Annotated in this window: 14 protein-coding genes and 1 tRNA gene; 9 read left to right on the top strand and 6 right to left on the bottom strand. The window is 64.6% G+C overall.

Annotation, left to right across the window (positions count from 1 at the left end; genetic code table 11):
* Positions 1-246 precede the first annotated feature (246 nt).
* The 3 genes from BLR24_RS27895 to BLR24_RS27910 form a co-directional block, all read right to left on the bottom strand.
* Positions 247-525 (bottom strand): hypothetical protein, encoded by a 279-nt coding sequence (locus BLR24_RS27895; RefSeq protein WP_093023533.1) that lies wholly within the window; start codon positions 523-525, stop codon positions 247-249.
* A gap of 73 nt (positions 526-598) precedes the next feature.
* Positions 599-991, bottom strand: coding sequence for a YkvA family protein (locus BLR24_RS27900; RefSeq protein WP_093023627.1), 393 nt, complete (start codon positions 989-991; stop codon positions 599-601).
* Between the two features lie 481 nt (positions 992-1,472).
* Positions 1,473-1,557: transfer RNA gene (locus tag BLR24_RS27910), tRNA-Leu, on the bottom strand.
* Between the two features lie 80 nt (positions 1,558-1,637).
* Here BLR24_RS27910 and rnr point away from each other — a divergent pair.
* Together rnr and BLR24_RS27920 are read left to right on the top strand one after the other, a co-directional pair.
* A complete protein-coding gene (rnr, locus tag BLR24_RS27915; protein WP_254787635.1) occupies positions 1,638-3,917 on the top strand; it encodes a ribonuclease R in 2,280 nt (759 codons plus the stop codon).
* A 55-nt stretch (positions 3,918-3,972) separates the two neighbouring features.
* Entirely contained in the window at positions 3,973-4,737 is a 765-nt protein-coding gene (locus BLR24_RS27920; protein ID WP_093023539.1) for an SDR family oxidoreductase, read from the top strand.
* Between the two features lie 9 nt (positions 4,738-4,746).
* Here BLR24_RS27920 and BLR24_RS27925 read toward each other — a convergent pair whose 3' ends face one another.
* The 3 genes from BLR24_RS27925 to BLR24_RS27935 form a co-directional block, all read right to left on the bottom strand.
* Complete coding sequence (locus BLR24_RS27925) at positions 4,747-6,198, bottom strand: NAD(P)H-hydrate dehydratase (RefSeq protein WP_093023541.1); 1,452 nt, start codon at positions 6,196-6,198, stop codon at positions 4,747-4,749.
* 70 nt (positions 6,199-6,268) lie between these two features.
* Positions 6,269-7,522 (bottom strand): D-amino acid dehydrogenase, encoded by a 1,254-nt coding sequence (locus BLR24_RS27930; RefSeq protein WP_093023543.1) that lies wholly within the window; start codon positions 7,520-7,522, stop codon positions 6,269-6,271.
* A gap of 50 nt (positions 7,523-7,572) precedes the next feature.
* Positions 7,573-8,898: an amidase gene (locus BLR24_RS27935; protein WP_093023545.1), complete on the bottom strand. Its 1,326-nt coding sequence runs from the start codon at positions 8,896-8,898 to the stop codon at positions 7,573-7,575.
* Between the two features lie 221 nt (positions 8,899-9,119).
* Between BLR24_RS27935 and rpsB the strand changes: the two genes are divergently transcribed.
* From rpsB to ispC, 7 genes are all read left to right on the top strand, one after another.
* A complete protein-coding gene (gene rpsB, locus BLR24_RS27940) occupies positions 9,120-9,875 on the top strand; it encodes a 30S ribosomal protein S2 (protein ID WP_093023547.1) in 756 nt (251 codons plus the stop codon).
* An 81-nt stretch (positions 9,876-9,956) separates the two neighbouring features.
* Positions 9,957-10,880: a translation elongation factor Ts gene (tsf, locus tag BLR24_RS27945; RefSeq protein ID WP_093023549.1), complete on the top strand. Its 924-nt coding sequence runs from the start codon at positions 9,957-9,959 to the stop codon at positions 10,878-10,880.
* A gap of 102 nt (positions 10,881-10,982) precedes the next feature.
* Positions 10,983-11,705 (top strand): UMP kinase, encoded by a 723-nt coding sequence (pyrH, locus tag BLR24_RS27950; protein WP_093023551.1) that lies wholly within the window; start codon positions 10,983-10,985, stop codon positions 11,703-11,705.
* 13 nt (positions 11,706-11,718) lie between these two features.
* The gene (gene frr / locus BLR24_RS27955) at positions 11,719-12,288 is read left to right on the top strand and encodes a ribosome recycling factor (protein WP_093023553.1); all 570 of its coding nucleotides are present in this window, start codon (positions 11,719-11,721) and stop codon (positions 12,286-12,288) included.
* A gap of 8 nt (positions 12,289-12,296) precedes the next feature.
* Complete coding sequence (gene uppS / locus BLR24_RS27960) at positions 12,297-13,040, top strand: polyprenyl diphosphate synthase (RefSeq protein ID WP_093023555.1); 744 nt, start codon at positions 12,297-12,299, stop codon at positions 13,038-13,040.
* A 29-nt stretch (positions 13,041-13,069) separates the two neighbouring features.
* Entirely contained in the window at positions 13,070-13,915 is an 846-nt protein-coding gene (locus BLR24_RS27965) for a phosphatidate cytidylyltransferase (protein WP_093023557.1), read from the top strand.
* Positions 13,912-15,099, top strand: coding sequence for a 1-deoxy-D-xylulose-5-phosphate reductoisomerase (ispC, locus tag BLR24_RS27970; protein WP_093023559.1), 1,188 nt, complete (start codon positions 13,912-13,914; stop codon positions 15,097-15,099). Before BLR24_RS27965 ends, ispC begins: the two co-directional genes overlap by 4 nt.
* The last annotated feature ends 12 nt before the right edge of the window (positions 15,100-15,111 follow it).

A 15,111-nucleotide genomic window follows, 5' to 3' on the forward strand; every position in this document is an offset into this window, starting at 1 on the left:
TAGTCATCCGAACGCGAGATGACCAGAAGACTCATGAACAACGCTCCAAGAAACATGCCGGCTATCAAAGTAAATGCTGCGACCACGATGGGCTCCTTAAGTTTGAATGATCAAACCAAAGGTAACATTTTTCGTCGTTATGAGGTTACTTTTTGAAGCATTTTGAATGGAGGAGCGTGACTTTTGCCACGACTTTGCCATTTGCAAACACGTGCTCAGGCACCTGGGTGCCGCCCCCAACGATCGCTAGAAGGGTAGCGCTTCGCCAGCGTCCGGCTCGTGCGCTGGATAGAGGTATTTGGAGTACTCGCCCGACTTGCCGTACAGCCGTGCGGCAAGTGCCACCGGGTCATCCTTGCCGTGCTTTTCATAAAGCGCGGGTCCCCAAATGATGAATCCATCGATGCTGAGCCGATGAGGCGCGGGTTCGATCGCCTTCCATGCGTGGGCGAATTTCGAGATCCAAGCCAAGGCTTGTACCAAGGCATGGTTGCGTGGAAAAGGGGTTTCTTCAGGCTTGGACATGGCGGTTATCCTTTGTGAAAAGACTGTATAAATGTACAGTAATTTCAAAGCCTGTCCAGCTTGCCGAGTGGACTTAGCCGTGCCTGTTGAACCACGCCCAGAGAGCAACGCTCACGCCAACCCAGATGCCAACAATGATCACTGCGCCGGCGATGCTTCGGGGCTTGCTGCCTTGTTCTTTCATCCATTTGTCGGCTTGCGCGCGGCATTCATCGAGCACGGCAGCCGGAATGAGCCGGATGTTCAGCCAGATGAGGGCAGGCAGCAGCAGGGCATCGTCGACGTAGCCGAGGACCGGAATGAAATCAGGTATGAGATCGATCGGGCTCAGCGCGTAGGCGACGACAAAGGCGGCAAGCGCCTTGGCAAACCAGGGCGTGCCGGGGTGTCGATAGGCAAACCAGAGTGTGACGGCGTCGCGCTTGATGCGCGACGCCCACAGTTTGATGCTTTGAAAAATGGCCATGAACGTGGAGATTGCCAGAGCGCGTCGCGTGGTAAGGTGCATGTTGGCTTCACAGCCCGCCTCGGATCCAACCATGATGATCTTCGGCGCCGCACCCATCGGGTTAGGTTTGCGGTTCACCTTTACTGGCAACACGGCGTATTGATTGGTTGCCCCGCTTCTTGAGACTGTGCGCGATCATTCGTCGATGTACTGCGTCAGAATGGCGAGAAAGCCGCTCTCCCTGAGCGGCTGCCGCAGCATTTCATGAGAAGACGAAGCCCGTTGCATCTGTTCGAATCCGTGCCGCCCGAAACAATCCCGCAAGAGGTCTCGACCCGGGACCGCGAAGGTGTGTGCGAACGCGGCGGCTTGCTGTCGGTCCGGCCTCGTTTGGCCACGACCGGCTTTTGCGAGGGAGAGCATCCCTCGATCATGTTCCCAGGGCAAAGAAAAAACCCCTGTGAATCGATGATTCACAGGGGTTTCAGCTTGGTAGGGGTGGTGCCCAGAAGAGGACTCGAACCTCCACGATGTTACTCGCTAGTACCTGAAACTAGTGCGTCTACCAATTCCGCCATCTGGGCCCACATAGCTGCCGAAGCAGTTATGTTTTGAATTTCAGGAAAGAGAGAATCATATCAAAAATAATGGCCATTCCAGCGGTCTGCTGGATGAATTTGAAGGAACTGTTCAAGGGCATCGCGATGGACACGGTTTCGTGCAGCGCGACGACGGCGAAGCCGACATCTATCTGCCCCCGAACGAGATGCGCGCGGTGCTGCACAAAGACCGCGTCAAGGCGCGCGTGGTGCGGCAAGACCGGCGCGGGCGTCCCGAAGGACGGGTGGTTGAAATCGTCGAACGCCCCGAGCAGCCGATCATCGGCCGCCTGTTGCATGAAGGCGGCATCTGGCTCGTCGCCCCCGAAGACAAGCGCTACGGACAGGACGTACTGATTCCCAAGGGCGCGACCGGCCCCGCGAAGGTGGGGCAGGTCGTGGTCGTGCAACTCACCGAGCCGCCGGCCTTGTTCGGCCAGCCCGTGGGCCGCGTGAAGGAAGTGCTGGGCGAGATCGACGACCCCGGCATGGAGATCGAGATCGCCGTGCGCAAATACGGCGTGCCGCATGAGTTCTCCGCCGAATGCCTGGCCGAGGCCAAGGCCTTGCCCGAGAAGGTTCGCCCTGCGGACAAGAAGGGCCGCATCGACCTGACCGACGTGCCGCTGGTCACCATCGACGGCGAGGACGCGCGCGACTTCGACGACGCCGTGTACTGCGAGCCCGCAAAGGTTGGCCGCGGCAAGGGGTGGCGCCTGCTGGTTGCCATTGCCGACGTCAGCGCCTATGTGCAGACCGGCTCGGCGATCGATATCGACGCGTACGACCGCGCCACCAGTGTCTACTTCCCGCGCCGCGTTATTCCGATGCTGCCGGAAAAGCTTTCGAACGGGTTGTGCTCGCTGAACCCCGAGGTCGAGCGCCTGTGCATGGTGTGCGACATGCTCGTGGCCGCCGACGGCGAAATCTACGCCTACCAGTTCTATCCGGCGGTGATGTTCAGCCACGCGCGCTTCACCTACACCGAGGTGGCGGCCATTCTTGGCAACACGCGCGGCCCCGAGGCGGCCAAGCGCAAGGACCGCGTGAAGGACCTGCTGAACCTGGCCGATGTCTACAAGGCGCTGCTCAAGCAGCGCGGCAAGCGGGGTGCGGTCGACTTCGAAACCACCGAGACGCAGATCATTTGCGACGACGCGGGCCGCATCGAGAAGATCGTGCCGCGCACGCGCAATGAGGCGCACCGCCTCATTGAAGAAGCCATGCTCGCGGCCAACGTGTGCAGCGCCGACTTCATCGCTGAAGGCAAGCACCCGGGCCTGTTCCGTGTGCACGAAGGCCCGACGCCCGAGAAGAAGGAAATCTTGCGCGGCTACCTGAAAGCCATGGGCGTGGGATTGAGCATTACCGACGACCCGCGGCCCGGCGAGTTCCAGGCGATTGCCGAAGCCACCAAGGAGCGGCCCGACGCGCAGCAGATCCACACCATGCTGCTTCGCTCGATGCAGCAGGCCATCTACACGCCGATCAACAGTGGCCACTTCGGCCTGGCTTACGAGGCCTACACGCACTTCACGAGCCCGATCCGGCGTTATCCGGACCTGCTGGTGCATCGCGTGATCAAGGCAATTCTCGGCAAGACGCGCTATCAGCTGCCGATGCTACCGACGCCGGGCGAGGCGCATGCCAAGCTGGCCAAGCGGCTGGCTTCGCGTGTCAAGGCGCCGACCACCAAGCCGCAGAAAGCCACCGTCGCGCCGACCAAGGAAGTGCTGGCCTGGGAAGCCGCCGGCCTGCATTGCAGCGCCAACGAACGCCGCGCCGACGAGGCCAGCCGCGACGTCGAGGCATGGCTCAAGTGCAAGTACATGCGCGAGCATCTGGGCGAGGAATACGGCGGCGTGGTCACTGCGGCCACGACCTTCGGCATCTTCGTTACGCTCGACGCCATGTATGTCGAAGGCCTGGTTCACATCACCGAACTCGGTGGCGAATATTTCAAGTTCGACGAAATGCGCCAGGAACTGCGCGGCGAGCGCACCGGCATTCGCTATGCCATCGGTACGCGCGTGCGGGTGCAGGTGAGCCGTGTCGACCTGGACGGGCGCAAGATCGATTTCCGCCTGGTGCGCGAAGGCGAAGAACTCACCGCGCGTGCCATGAAGGACAAGGGCGTGGGCGCGGGCGGCGTGCCGGTCAAGGCATCGGCCAAGCGCAGCTCGCGCCACAAGGCGGAACACAAGGCCGAAGCCGTTCCCGAGCCGCGCAGCGAACGCGGCGCAAGCGCCGTTGCGGTGGGCCCCCAGTCGGCCATGCAGGCCTTCAAGTCGGCGGTCAAGAAGGCCGCCAACAAGATGAAGGGGCGCAAGCCTCGCCGTGCATGACGAGCAACGCATTGCACCTATCCCCGACAGACACACCGAGAAGGAGACACTGAACATGAGCGTGGAAAACAACAAGGGCCGCATCGCGATCGTCACGGGTGCCGGCACGGGCATCGGACGCGCTGCGGCGATGGCATTGCTGGCCGACGGATGGAACGTGACCCTGGCGGGTCGCCGCCTGGAGCCGCTGGAGCAGGTGGCGGAAGAGTCGGGCGCCGGCGCGCGAGCGTTTGCGGTGCCGACCGACGTGGCCAATCCTGATTCGGTGCAGGCGCTATTTGCGGCTGCCGTCGAGCGCTTCGGCCGCGTCGACCTGCTGTTCAACAACGCCGGCGTGGGCAACCCCCCCGGGCCGTTCGAAGACTGGACGGCGGACCAATGGCGCGGCGTGGTCGACATCAACCTGACCGGTATGTTCTTCTGCATTCAGCAGGCATTCCGCACGATGAAGGCACAAACCCCGCGCGGCGGCCGAATCATCAACAACGGGTCCATCTCGGCCACGGCACCGCGGCCGAATTCGGCGGCTTACACGGCGACCAAGCACGGTGTGGAGGGCCTGACCAAGACCGCTTCGCTCGACGGGCGCAAGTACGACATCGCCGTGGGCCAGATCGACGTGGGCAATGCCATGACCGAACTGGCGGCGCGCATGGCCAAGGGCGTGCCGCAAGCCAGCGGCGAACTCGCCATCGAGCCGCTGATGGACGTCAAGATCGTGGGCCAGTCGGTGCTCTACATGGCGAACCTGCCGCTGGAAGCCAACGTGCTGTTTCACACCGTCATGGCGACGAAGATGCCCTTCGTCGGGCGCGGCTAGAGCAGAGCCTCAGGGCGCCTGGCGCGCCAAGGCGCCCGCTGTCAGCGGCGGCGCGTTGGCCGGCCACCTATCGGCGATGTGGCCGTGGTGCCAGACAGCTTCGCGTGCTGCCTCGAGGGCCGGTTTTTGCATCGCCAGCGCGGCGCCGATCATTCCCGCCAGCACGTCGCCGGTTCCGGCGGTTGCGAGGCGCGCGTTGCCGGTCGGGTTGAGGACCGGCGGCGCACCGCTGCCATCTGCAATCACCGTTCCTGAGCCCTTGAGCACGGCAACCACGCCGTAGCGGGACGCCAGTTGGCGGACTGCTGCGAGCCTGTCTGCCTGAATGTCGGCGGCCGAGCAGTTCAGAAGGCGTGCGGCTTCAAGCGGGTGCGGGGTGATCACGGTGGGCTTTCCGCGCCGGGCGCGCGACGCCAGTTGCGTTTGCAACCCGCTGTCGGCGGCAATCGCGTTCAACGCATCGGCGTCGAGCACCAGTGCAGCCGCGGTCGCCAGCACACGCGGCAGCACCGCGCGCACGGCTGTGCCGCCGCCGCATCCGCAGACTGCTGTCATGCCCGAAAGATCGAGCGCGTTGGCGTCTCGCAGCATCAGCTCGGGTTGTGCCAGGTCGACGGGGGCTGCGCTCGGGTCGAGCAGTCCGACAAACACGCGTCCGGCACCCGCATGCAGCGCGGCCGATCCAGCGAGCAGTGCGGCGCCCGCCATGCCAGGTGCGCCGCCGATCACTGCAACGTCGCCATAGCTGCCCTTGTGCGATGCGTGGCTGCGCGGCCGGTTCGTTGGTGCGCCTGCAAGGCGTGCAACGGGCGGCTCGGCCTTGCTGCTGCAACCCAGGTCGTCGAACCAGACTGTGCCCGCCGCGTCGCGGCCTTGGGCCGTGAAGAGTCCTGGCTTCAAGGTCAGGAAGGTCACGCAAGCCGAAGTGACGGCCGCTGAATGGGTGGCATGCCAGACCCCCGTGTCGGCATTCAAACCGGAAGGCAAATCGACGCTGAGCACCGGTTGCCCGCCTGCATGCATCTGTCGCAGCCACTCGGCCATGACGCCGTCGGGCGGCCGAGTCGACCCGATGCCGAGCAGCGCATCGATGGCCAGTTCACAGGCGGCGGGCGGCTGCGGCGCAAAGATCACCCCCGCGTCCCGCGCGCGTTGCAGCGAAGCCTTGGCATCGGGCGGCAGGCGGTTTTCATTGCCCACGAACGTCACGACCGGCTGGAAGCCCCGGTGCTGCAACTGCGCCGCGGCCTCGAAGCCGTCGCCGCCGTTATTGCCTGGCCCGCAGGCGATCCAGATCGTGCGCGCGTGCGGCGCGAGCGCCATTGCCAGCCGCGCCAAGGCCAGGCCCGCGCGCTGCATCAGCGTGTGGGAGGGCAGGGTGGCCGCGGCTGCGTGCTCGATGCGCCGCGTCGCCGCAATGTCGAACAGATCGGCGGCGGTGGCGGACGTGATGCGTTGCATCGGGCCATTTTGCCGCTCGGCGACCGATGAATGAAGCGCTTGAATAAACGGCGCCCCGGCGCCTGGAACCCTAGAGGCCGAGCCGCTCGACGCCAAGGCCTTCGAGGTCGACACCGGCATCGCGGCCACCGACCAGGTCGGCCACTACGCGTGCGCTGCCGCACGACAAAGCCCAGCCGCTGGAGCCGTGGCCCAGGTTGAGCCACACGCCCGGCACGCCGCTGGCACCGAGCACCGGGGGGCCGTCGGGCAGCATCGGCCGTGCACCCTTCCATTGCTGTACGCCCGACTGCAGCGTGACGGCGCCGGGGAACCAGTCGTGGAGCACCTTGTAGAGCGTTTGCACCGCGGATGCATTCAGCGTGCTCAGCGAACCGCCAATCTCGGCGCTGCCCGCCACACGCACGCGCTGGCCCAGGCGCGAGATGGCGATCTTGTAGCGCTCGTCCATCACGGCGCTGCGGGGAGCGTTGAGCGATTCGCGAATCGGTGCGCTGATGGAGTGGCCATACACGGGCGCAAGCGGAATCTTGAGTCCGAGCGGCCGCAGCAACTGGGCCGAGGCAAGCCCGGCGCACACCACCACCGCATCGAAGCGCAGCGGCGGTGAACCGCTGGCAAGCGAGATGGAGGCGGGGTCTGAACGGCTCAGGGGTGCAATGTCGCAATTGAAATGGAACTGGGCACCGAGCGCCTCGCACTCCCACTTGAGCAGCTGCGCGAACTGGCGGCAGTTGGCCACCTCGTCTTCAGGCAGGTGAATGGCGCCCGCGAGTGCCGTATCGGCGTTGAGCGCGGGTTCGATGCGCCGGGCTTCGTCGGCGTCGACTTCCTTGAAGACACTGCCGGCCGCGCGCAGCACCTCGAGCCCGGGCTGGACCAGTTTCTTTTCGCGCTTGGAGCGCAGCAGCACGAGGTAGCCATCGCTGCGCTCGTAGCTCAGCTCGCGTGCCTCGGTCACCTCGTGCAGACGGGTGCGGCTGTAGAACGCCAGGCGTTGCATTCGGGCGCGGTTGGCGAGGTAGGTTTCGAGCTTGCACGCCTTCTGCCAACGCGACATCCAGCCCAGATCGCGCGTACTCAGCGGCCAGCGCAGCTTGATGGCGCCGTGCGGAGAGAGCAGCGAGCGCAGCACCTTGCCCCGCATGCCGGGCGCGGCCCATGGCGTCACATAACCCGGTGCGACCACGCCTGCATTCGCAAAACTGGCTTCCTCGGCAGCCGCGCCGCGGCGCTCGAACACGGAGACTTCATGCCCATCCGAAACCAGTTCCCAGGCGGTGGTGACGCCGATGATGCCGGCGCCCACGATCGCGATTTTCATTGAATTTTTGAGTAAGAAGAGATGGCTGACGCCCTTCGATGGGCGTGAAGCTATTGTCTTCGCAGTGCGTGTTCTGTTTGCAGGGCAATTGCGAGAACGGCGTCATCGTGCAGCGCGGCGTGCCACAGCATCAGGCCGACCGGCAGTTCGCCGGCCGCATGGCAGGGCAGCGAGATGGCGCAGCCGTCGAGCATGTTGACGATCGACGGGTTGCGCAGCAGCAGTGCGTTGACGCGAAAGAATTCCTCGTCGCGCTCGGCGCCCGGCGCCACGCTGGCGATGGGGGGCGCGGTGATCGGCACGGTGGGCGACAGCACGGCGTCGAAAGACGACAGCGCCGCTTCGACGCGGGCAATCCATGCGCGCCGGGCATTCACGAGGTCGATGTATTCGTGCGCCTTCATGCCGGCGCCCCGGACGATGCGTTGAGCGACGCGCGGGTCGTAGCCGGCGCCGCTGCGCTCCAGCAGCAGCCGGTGCCAGGCATAGGACTCGGCCGCCGAAAACCCGCCCGTGCCGTTGATTGCCTGCAACTCGGCCAGTTCCGGCAGCTCGATTTCCTCGACCTGGGCACCGCTACTGCGCAGCGTTTGCAGTGCGTCCTCGAAGGCGCTGGCCACCGCGGGCTCGATGTCGTCGAAGAATACGTTCTTCACCACGGCGAGCCGGTAGGCCCCCAGGGAGGCGGCGCCGGCGGTCACACGGCGGGCTGCGAGGATCTCGTGCGCGGCGATGGCGTCCCGGACCGAGCGCGTCATGGTGCAGACCGTGTCGAGCGTGGTCGACAGCGGCAGCGCGCCATCGGCCGGCACGAGGCGGGCGGTGCTCTTGAATCCCACGATGCCGTTCAGTGCCGCCGGAATGCGGATCGAGCCGCCCGTGTCCGAACCGAGCCCGATGAAAGCCGCCCCGGTCGCGACCGAGATGGCGGCTCCGGACGACGAGCCCCCTGGAATGCGCGGCGTGGCGGCGTCGCTCACGTTGACCGGCGTGCCATGGTGCGGGTTGACTCCCACACCCGAAAAAGCGAACTCGGTCATGTTGGTGCGGCCGGTCAGCACGCCGCCCGCGGCGCGCAGCCGCGCGACCGCCACTGCGTCGGCCTTGGCTGCCGGGGCATGCGAAAGCACGACGGAGCCGGCGGGGGTTGGCTGACCCTCGATATCGAAGAGGTCCTTGGCGGTGAAGGCGAGCCCCGCGAGCCTGCTTTGCGGCGCCGACAGTCCGACCTGCTGGCGGGCTTCGTCGAACAGCGTGCGGGTGAAGACGTGGCCGCAGGCCGGAGACTGGGCGATGCCGATGGCATGCTCCAATTCGGTGCGCGCATCGGTGCCACCTGCCAACAGATTCAGACGGGTGGCGTGAAGGTCGTTCATGGGCGGTTGCGAGGGGCGCGGACGGCTTGGTTGCGGGGTGGGGCAAGGAGAAAAGTCAAGGAGGGCCGTGCTATACTCTTTGGGTTTCGCTGACCGCGTGACGGCTACCGCCACACACAGCCAGACACATCCGCAAACCGGCCCAATCAAGGTGTTGCGACTCCATTCGAAGGAGGCGCAAAACGGGCTGGATTTTAGACCCAACCTTTGGAGTAATTTCAATGTCTACCACCATGCGCGAAATGCTGGAAGCCGGTGTCCACTTTGGTCACCAAACCCGCTTCTGGAACCCCAAGATGGCCCCGTTCATCTTCGGCCATCGCAACAAGATTCACATCATCAACCTGGAAAAGTCGCTTCCGATGTTCCAGGATGCGATGAAGTACGCCAAGCAGCTCACCGCCAACCGCGGCACGATCCTCATGGTCGGCACCAAGCGCCAGGCCCGTGAAATCGTGGCTGCCGAAGCCCGCCGCGCCGGCGTGCCGTTCGTGGACACCCGCTGGCTCGGCGGCATGCTGACCAACTTCAAGACCGTCAAGACCTCGATCAAGCGTCTGAAGGACATGAAGGCCCAGCAAGAAGCCGGTCTCGACAGCCTGAGCAAGAAAGAGCAGCTCACGTTCTCGCGCGAAATCGCGAAGCTCGAGAAGGATATCGGCGGCATCCAGGACATGGCTGCGCTGCCGGACGCAATCTTCGTGATCGACGTGGGCTTCCACAAGATCGCCGTGGCAGAAGCCAAGAAGCTCGGCATTCCGCTGATCGGCGTGGTGGACTCCAACCACTCGCCCGAAGGCATCGACTACGTGATCCCCGGCAACGACGACTCGTCGAAGGCCGTCACGCTGTACGCACGCGGCATCGCCGACGCGATCATCGAAGGCCGCAACAGCGCCGGTGGTGACGTGGTCAAGGCCGTCGCCGAAGGCAGCAGCGACGAATTCGTCGAAGTCGAAGAAGGCGCTTCGGCCTGATTGGTGCTCTCGCGAGCCTGAAGAAGGGGCTTTGGTGCCCCTTTTTTTTAACCTGATTTTTGGATTTACGGAGATACAACAATGGCTGCAATCACCGCAAGCATGGTCGGCGAACTGCGCGCAAAGACCGACGCGCCGATGATGGAATGCAAGAAGGCCCTGACCGAGGCCGACGGCAACATGGAAAAGGCCGAAGAGCTGCTGCGCATCAAGCTCGGCAACAAGGCTGGCAAGGCATCGGGCCGCATCACGGCCGAAGGCGTGGTCACGGCTTTCGTCGACGGCGCTGCCGGCGGCATGATCGAGATCAACTGCGAAACCGACTTCGTCACCAAGAACGACAGCTTCCTGGCCCTGGCCAACGCTGCCGCGATGCTGGTCGCCAAGCACAATCCCGCGGACATCGCCGCGCTGGGTGCGCTGCCCTACGAGCAAGACGGCTTCGGCCCCACGCTCGAAGACGTGCGCAAGGGCCTCATCGGCAAGATCGGCGAGAACATGAGCTTCCGCCGCTTCAAGCGCTTTGGCGGCAGCGGCAAGCTGGCTTCGTACCTGCACGGCACGCGCATCGGCGTGATGGTCGAGTTCGAAGGCGACGACACCTCGGCCAAGGACGTTGCGATGCACATCGCCGCCATGAAGCCGGTTGCCATCTCGGCCGCCGACGTGCCTGCTGACCTGATCGAAAAAGAACGTGCTGTTGCCGCCGGCAAGGCCGAGGAAGACCGCAAGACGGCCGAAGCTGAGGGCAAGAAGCCGCAGCCTGCAGACATCGTTGCCAAGCGCATCGAAGGCGGCGTGCAGAAGTACCTCAAGGAAGTCTCGCTGCACAACCAGCCGTTCGTGAAGAACGACAAGCAGACCGTCGAGCAAATGCTCAAGGCCGCCGACACCAGCATCAAGGGCTTCACCCTGTATGTGGTCGGCGAAGGCATTGAAAAGAAGGTCGACGACTTCGCAGCCGAAGTTGCAGCCCAGGTTGCTGCCGCCAAGGCCGCCGCGTAAAAACTGTTACGCCCCAAAGCGACGGCGCACGTGTGTGTGCCGCCGCTTTTTCACCGCCTCGTTCTACACTCGCCCCGCCAACCCCAAGTAAGGAAATTGCCCATGTCTGATGCCCGCCCAGCCCACAAGCGAATCTTGTTGAAGCTGTCGGGCGAGGCGTTAATGGGAGACGATGCCTTTGGTATTAATCGCGCCACCATCGTTCGCATGGTCGAAGAGGTGGCCGAGGTGGTGAACATGGGTGTGGAGCTTGCGGTCGTGATCGGCGGCGGCAACATCTTCCGCGGCGTCGCGGGAGGCTCCGTCGGCATGGACCGCGCCACGGCCGACTACATGGGCATGCTGGCCACGGTCATGAATTCGTTGGCACTGGCCGACGCCATGAACAAGCAAGGGCTGGTGGCGCGCGTCATGTCCGCCATCGCCATCGAGCAGGTGGTCGAGCCTTATGTGCGGCCCAAGGCATTGCAGTATCTCGAAGAGGGCAAGGTCGTGGTGTTTGCGGCGGGCACCGGCAATCCGTTCTTCACCACCGACACGGCCGCCGCGCTGCGCGGCGCAGAGATCGGTGCCGAGCTGGTGCTCAAGGCCACCAAGGTCGACGGCGTGTATTCCGCCGATCCGAAGACCAACCCCAATGCAACGCGCTATACGTCGCTTACTTTCGATGAGGCGATCGCGAAGAATCTCGGCATCATGGACGCCACGGCTTTCGCGCTGTGCCGCGACCAGAAGCTGCCGATCAAGGTGTTCTCGATCTTCAAGAACGGCGCGCTCAAGCGTGTCGTCATGGGCGAGGACGAAGGCACGCTGGTGCATGCCTGAGGAGTAAATTGAGATGACGACCCCCACCATTGCAGAAATTCGCAGCACGACCGATGCGAAGATGAACCAGTCGCTCGCTGCGTTCCAGAACAACCTGACCAAGATCCGTACCGGCCGCGCCAACTCCGCGCTGCTCGACTCGATCCATGTCGATTATTACGGCTCGCAAGTCCCGCTCAGCCAGGTGGCCAACGTGTCGGTGCTCGACTCGCGCACCATCAGCGTCCAGCCCTGGGAAAAGGGCATGGGCGCCAAGATCGAGAAAGCCATTCGCGAAAGCGACCTGGGCCTGAACCCGGCCTCGATGGGCGACCTGATCCGCGTGCCGCTGCCCGCCATGAGCGAAGAGCGCCGCAAGGAAATGACCAAGCTGGTCCGCAACGAAGGCGAAACCGCCAAGATCGCCACGCGCAACCTGCGCCGCGACGCGAACGAAGCCGTCAAGAAGCTGGTCAAGGAAAAGCTCGCCTCCGAAGACGACCAGAAGCGTGCCGAAGCCGAGATCCAGAAGGTCACCGACCGCCACATTGCGGAAATCGATCGTCTGGTCGCGGCCAAGGAAGCGGAGATCATGGCCGTTTGAGGCTGCGCATGGCCCCCTCCTTGCCGCAGATTCCCCGCCACATTGCCATCGTCATGGATGGCAACGGACGCTGGGCCACGCGGCGGTTCCTGCCCCGCGTGGCGGGACACAAGCAGGGCGTCGAGTCGCTGCGGCGCTGCGTCAAGGCCTGCGTCGACCGCGGCGTGGGCATTCTCACGGTCTTCGCGTTCTCGTCGGAAAACTGGAACCGTCCAGCTGAAGAGGTCTCGGGCCTGATGGAAATCATGGTCGGTGCGCTCGCGCGCGAGGTGCCCAAGCTCAGCCGCGACGGCGTGCGGCTGCACTTCGTCGGCGAGCGGGCCGGGCTCTCCAAGAAAATGGTGCAGGGCCTGGTCAACGCCGAGGAAGCCACGGCGCCGAACACCAAGCTGATCCTCAACGTCTGCTTCAACTACGGCGGCCGGTGGGACATTGCCCGCGCCGCCGCCAAGCTGGTGGAGCAGGGCGAGGCCCTCACCGAGGCCAATCTCGACCGCGCCATGGCACTGGCGCACGTGCCCGACCCCGACCTGCTCATCCGCACCGGCGGCGAACAGCGGCTGTCCAACTTCCTGCTCTGGCAGAGCGCCTACTCGGAGCTTTTCTTCAGCAACAAACTCTGGCCCGAGTTCGACGAGGCTGAGCTAGACGCGGGAATTGCCGCGTTCCAGGCCCGCGAGCGCCGGTTCGGCAAAACTTCCGCGCAGGTCACGGCCAGCAGCGATTCCACGTCAGATCGCCAGATGGCCTGAGGGCCTTCTCGGCCCGACTCCTCAGCCGCATGCTCAAACAACGCATCCTCACGGCCATCGTCCTGCTGGCGATCCTGCTGCCGGCACTCTTCTATCCGTCCCACGTTCCCTTTGCCTGCGTCATGCTGGTACTGATCGGCGCCGCGGCATGGGAGTGGGGCCGCCTCAACGGATACGGACAGCGGCTGTCGGTGTTCCTCGGCCTCGAAACAGTCGCGCTGTGCGCGCTTTCGTGGTGGCTCGGGCTGCTTGCGCAGCCGCTGATGCTCATGTGGCTGCTGGCTAGCGCCGCCTGGGTGCTTGGCGGGGCCGCGCTGCTGCGGGTGGCGGTTCCGGGTTGGCCTCGCATTCCGCGTGGCTTGCGCCTGGTGGGCGGCTTGCTGGCGCTGTGGGTGGCATGGCTCGCGGCGGTGCAGGCCCGCGTGGTCGGCATCAACTTCCTGCTCTCGATTCTCGTGCTGGTATGGGTGGCGGACGTTTTCGCGTATTTCGCGGGTCGCGCATTCGGTCTCAAGTTCACGCGCGGCAAGCTCGCGCCCGCCATCAGCCCCGGCAAGAGCTGGGAAGGCGTGTGGGGCGGCATGGCCGGCGTGGTGTTGCTGGCCTTCGCCTGGGTCTGGGCCGACAAGGCCGCGGGCGCCACGGTGGCAAGCCTCTATACCCGGCTGCATGATCGCGGTTGGTGGCTGTTGCTCGTGGGCGTGGTGTTTCTCGCGGCGATGAGCGTCGTCGGCGACCTGGTCGAATCGCTGATCAAGCGCAGTGCCGGCGCCAAGGACAGCAGCCGCCTGCTGCCGGGCCACGGCGGCGTGCTCGACCGCGTGGATGCCCTCTTGCCGGTACTTCCCATTGCAATGATGCTGGCTTCCTTGTGAACACACCCAAACAACGCATCACGGTGCTGGGTTCGACCGGTTCGGTCGGGGTCAGCACGCTCGATGTCATTTCGCGCCATCCCGACCGCTTCGAGGTCTTCGCGCTGTCCGCCTCGACCAAGGTCGACGAGCTGCTGGCGCAGTGCGCACGGTTTTCGCCCCGGTTCGCGGTCATGGCCAGCCCGGCGCATGCGGCGCAGCTGGCAGAAAAGCTGAGTCAAAATGATCTTCCTACGCGAGTATTGAACGGCATCGACGCTATTGAAAAGATAGCATCGCACGAAGAAGTCGATGCGGTCATGGCCGCCATCGTGGGGGCCGCAGGCCTCGGCCCCTGCCTGGCCGCGGCGCGCGCCGGCAAGCGCCTGCTGCTGGCCAACAAGGAAGCGCTGGTGGTCGGCGGCGAGCTGTTCATGCGCACCGTGCGCGAGGGCGGCGCCACGCTGCTGCCCATCGACAGCGAACACTCGGCCATCTTCCAGTCGCTGCCGGAAGATCCTTCGACCTGGTCGCGCCGTATCGACAAGATCATCCTGACCGCGTCGGGCGGCCCATTTCGCACGCGCGCGCCCGAGACTCTCGGTTCGGTCACGCCCGAGCAGGCCTGCGCCCATCCGAACTGGGTCATGGGCCGCAAGATTTCTGTCGATTCCGCCACCATGATGAACAAGGCGCTCGAGGTGATCGAGGCGCGCCATCTGTTCGGTGTGCTGCCCGAACAGATCGAGGTGGTCATCCATCCCCAGAGTGTGGTGCATTCGATGGTGCAGTTCACCGATGCATCGGTGATCGCCCAGCTCGGGACCCCCGACATGCGCGTGCCCATCGCTGTCGGCTTGGCGTGGCCCGAGCGCATCGAAAGCGGTGCGGGGCGCCTCGACTTCCGCCAGATGGCGGCGCTGAGCTTCGATGCCCCCGATGCGGCGCTTTTTCCGGGCCTGGGCCTGGCCTGGCATGCGCTGCGCGCGGCACCCGGGACCACGGCGGTGCTCAATGCTGCCAACGAAGTCGCGGTCGAGGCCTTTCTCGACAGGCGCCTGCGCTTCGACCGCATTCATGCGGTCAACATGGAAACTTTGGAGGCCATTGCCCCCTCCAAGCCCGCATCGCTGGCCGACCTGCTGGCGCTTGATGCCAGTGCGCGGGCGGCCGCCAATGCCGCGGCACTGCGCTTTGCGGCCTGACACCCCCGTCAA

It is taken from the genome of Variovorax sp. OV700 (genome assembly GCF_900099805.1).
GTDB lineage: Bacteria > Pseudomonadota > Gammaproteobacteria > Burkholderiales > Burkholderiaceae_C > Variovorax.

Excerpts from the sequence above, each read along its gene's own strand:
- BLR24_RS27930 (WP_093023543.1), bottom strand. The coding sequence starts at position 7,522 with ATGAAAATCGCGATCGTGGGCGCCGGCATCATCGGCGTCACCACCGCC.
- BLR24_RS27965 (WP_093023557.1), top strand. The coding sequence starts at position 13,070 with ATGCTCAAACAACGCATCCTCACGGCCATCGTCCTGCTGGCGATCCTG.
- pyrH (WP_093023551.1), top strand. The coding sequence starts at position 10,983 with ATGTCTGATGCCCGCCCAGCCCACAAGCGAATCTTGTTGAAGCTGTCG.
- frr (WP_093023553.1), top strand. The coding sequence starts at position 11,719 with ATGACGACCCCCACCATTGCAGAAATTCGCAGCACGACCGATGCGAAG.
- BLR24_RS27935 (WP_093023545.1), bottom strand. The coding sequence starts at position 8,898 with ATGAACGACCTTCACGCCACCCGTCTGAATCTGTTGGCAGGTGGCACC.
- rpsB (WP_093023547.1), top strand. The coding sequence starts at position 9,120 with ATGTCTACCACCATGCGCGAAATGCTGGAAGCCGGTGTCCACTTTGGT.
- BLR24_RS27925 (WP_093023541.1), bottom strand. The coding sequence starts at position 6,198 with ATGCAACGCATCACGTCCGCCACCGCCGCCGATCTGTTCGACATTGCG.
- uppS (WP_093023555.1), top strand. The coding sequence starts at position 12,297 with ATGGCCCCCTCCTTGCCGCAGATTCCCCGCCACATTGCCATCGTCATG.
- tsf (WP_093023549.1), top strand. The coding sequence starts at position 9,957 with ATGGCTGCAATCACCGCAAGCATGGTCGGCGAACTGCGCGCAAAGACC.
- BLR24_RS27920 (WP_093023539.1), top strand. The coding sequence starts at position 3,973 with ATGAGCGTGGAAAACAACAAGGGCCGCATCGCGATCGTCACGGGTGCC.
- BLR24_RS27895 (WP_093023533.1), bottom strand. The coding sequence starts at position 525 with ATGTCCAAGCCTGAAGAAACCCCTTTTCCACGCAACCATGCCTTGGTA.
- BLR24_RS27900 (WP_093023627.1), bottom strand. The coding sequence starts at position 991 with ATGGCCATTTTTCAAAGCATCAAACTGTGGGCGTCGCGCATCAAGCGC.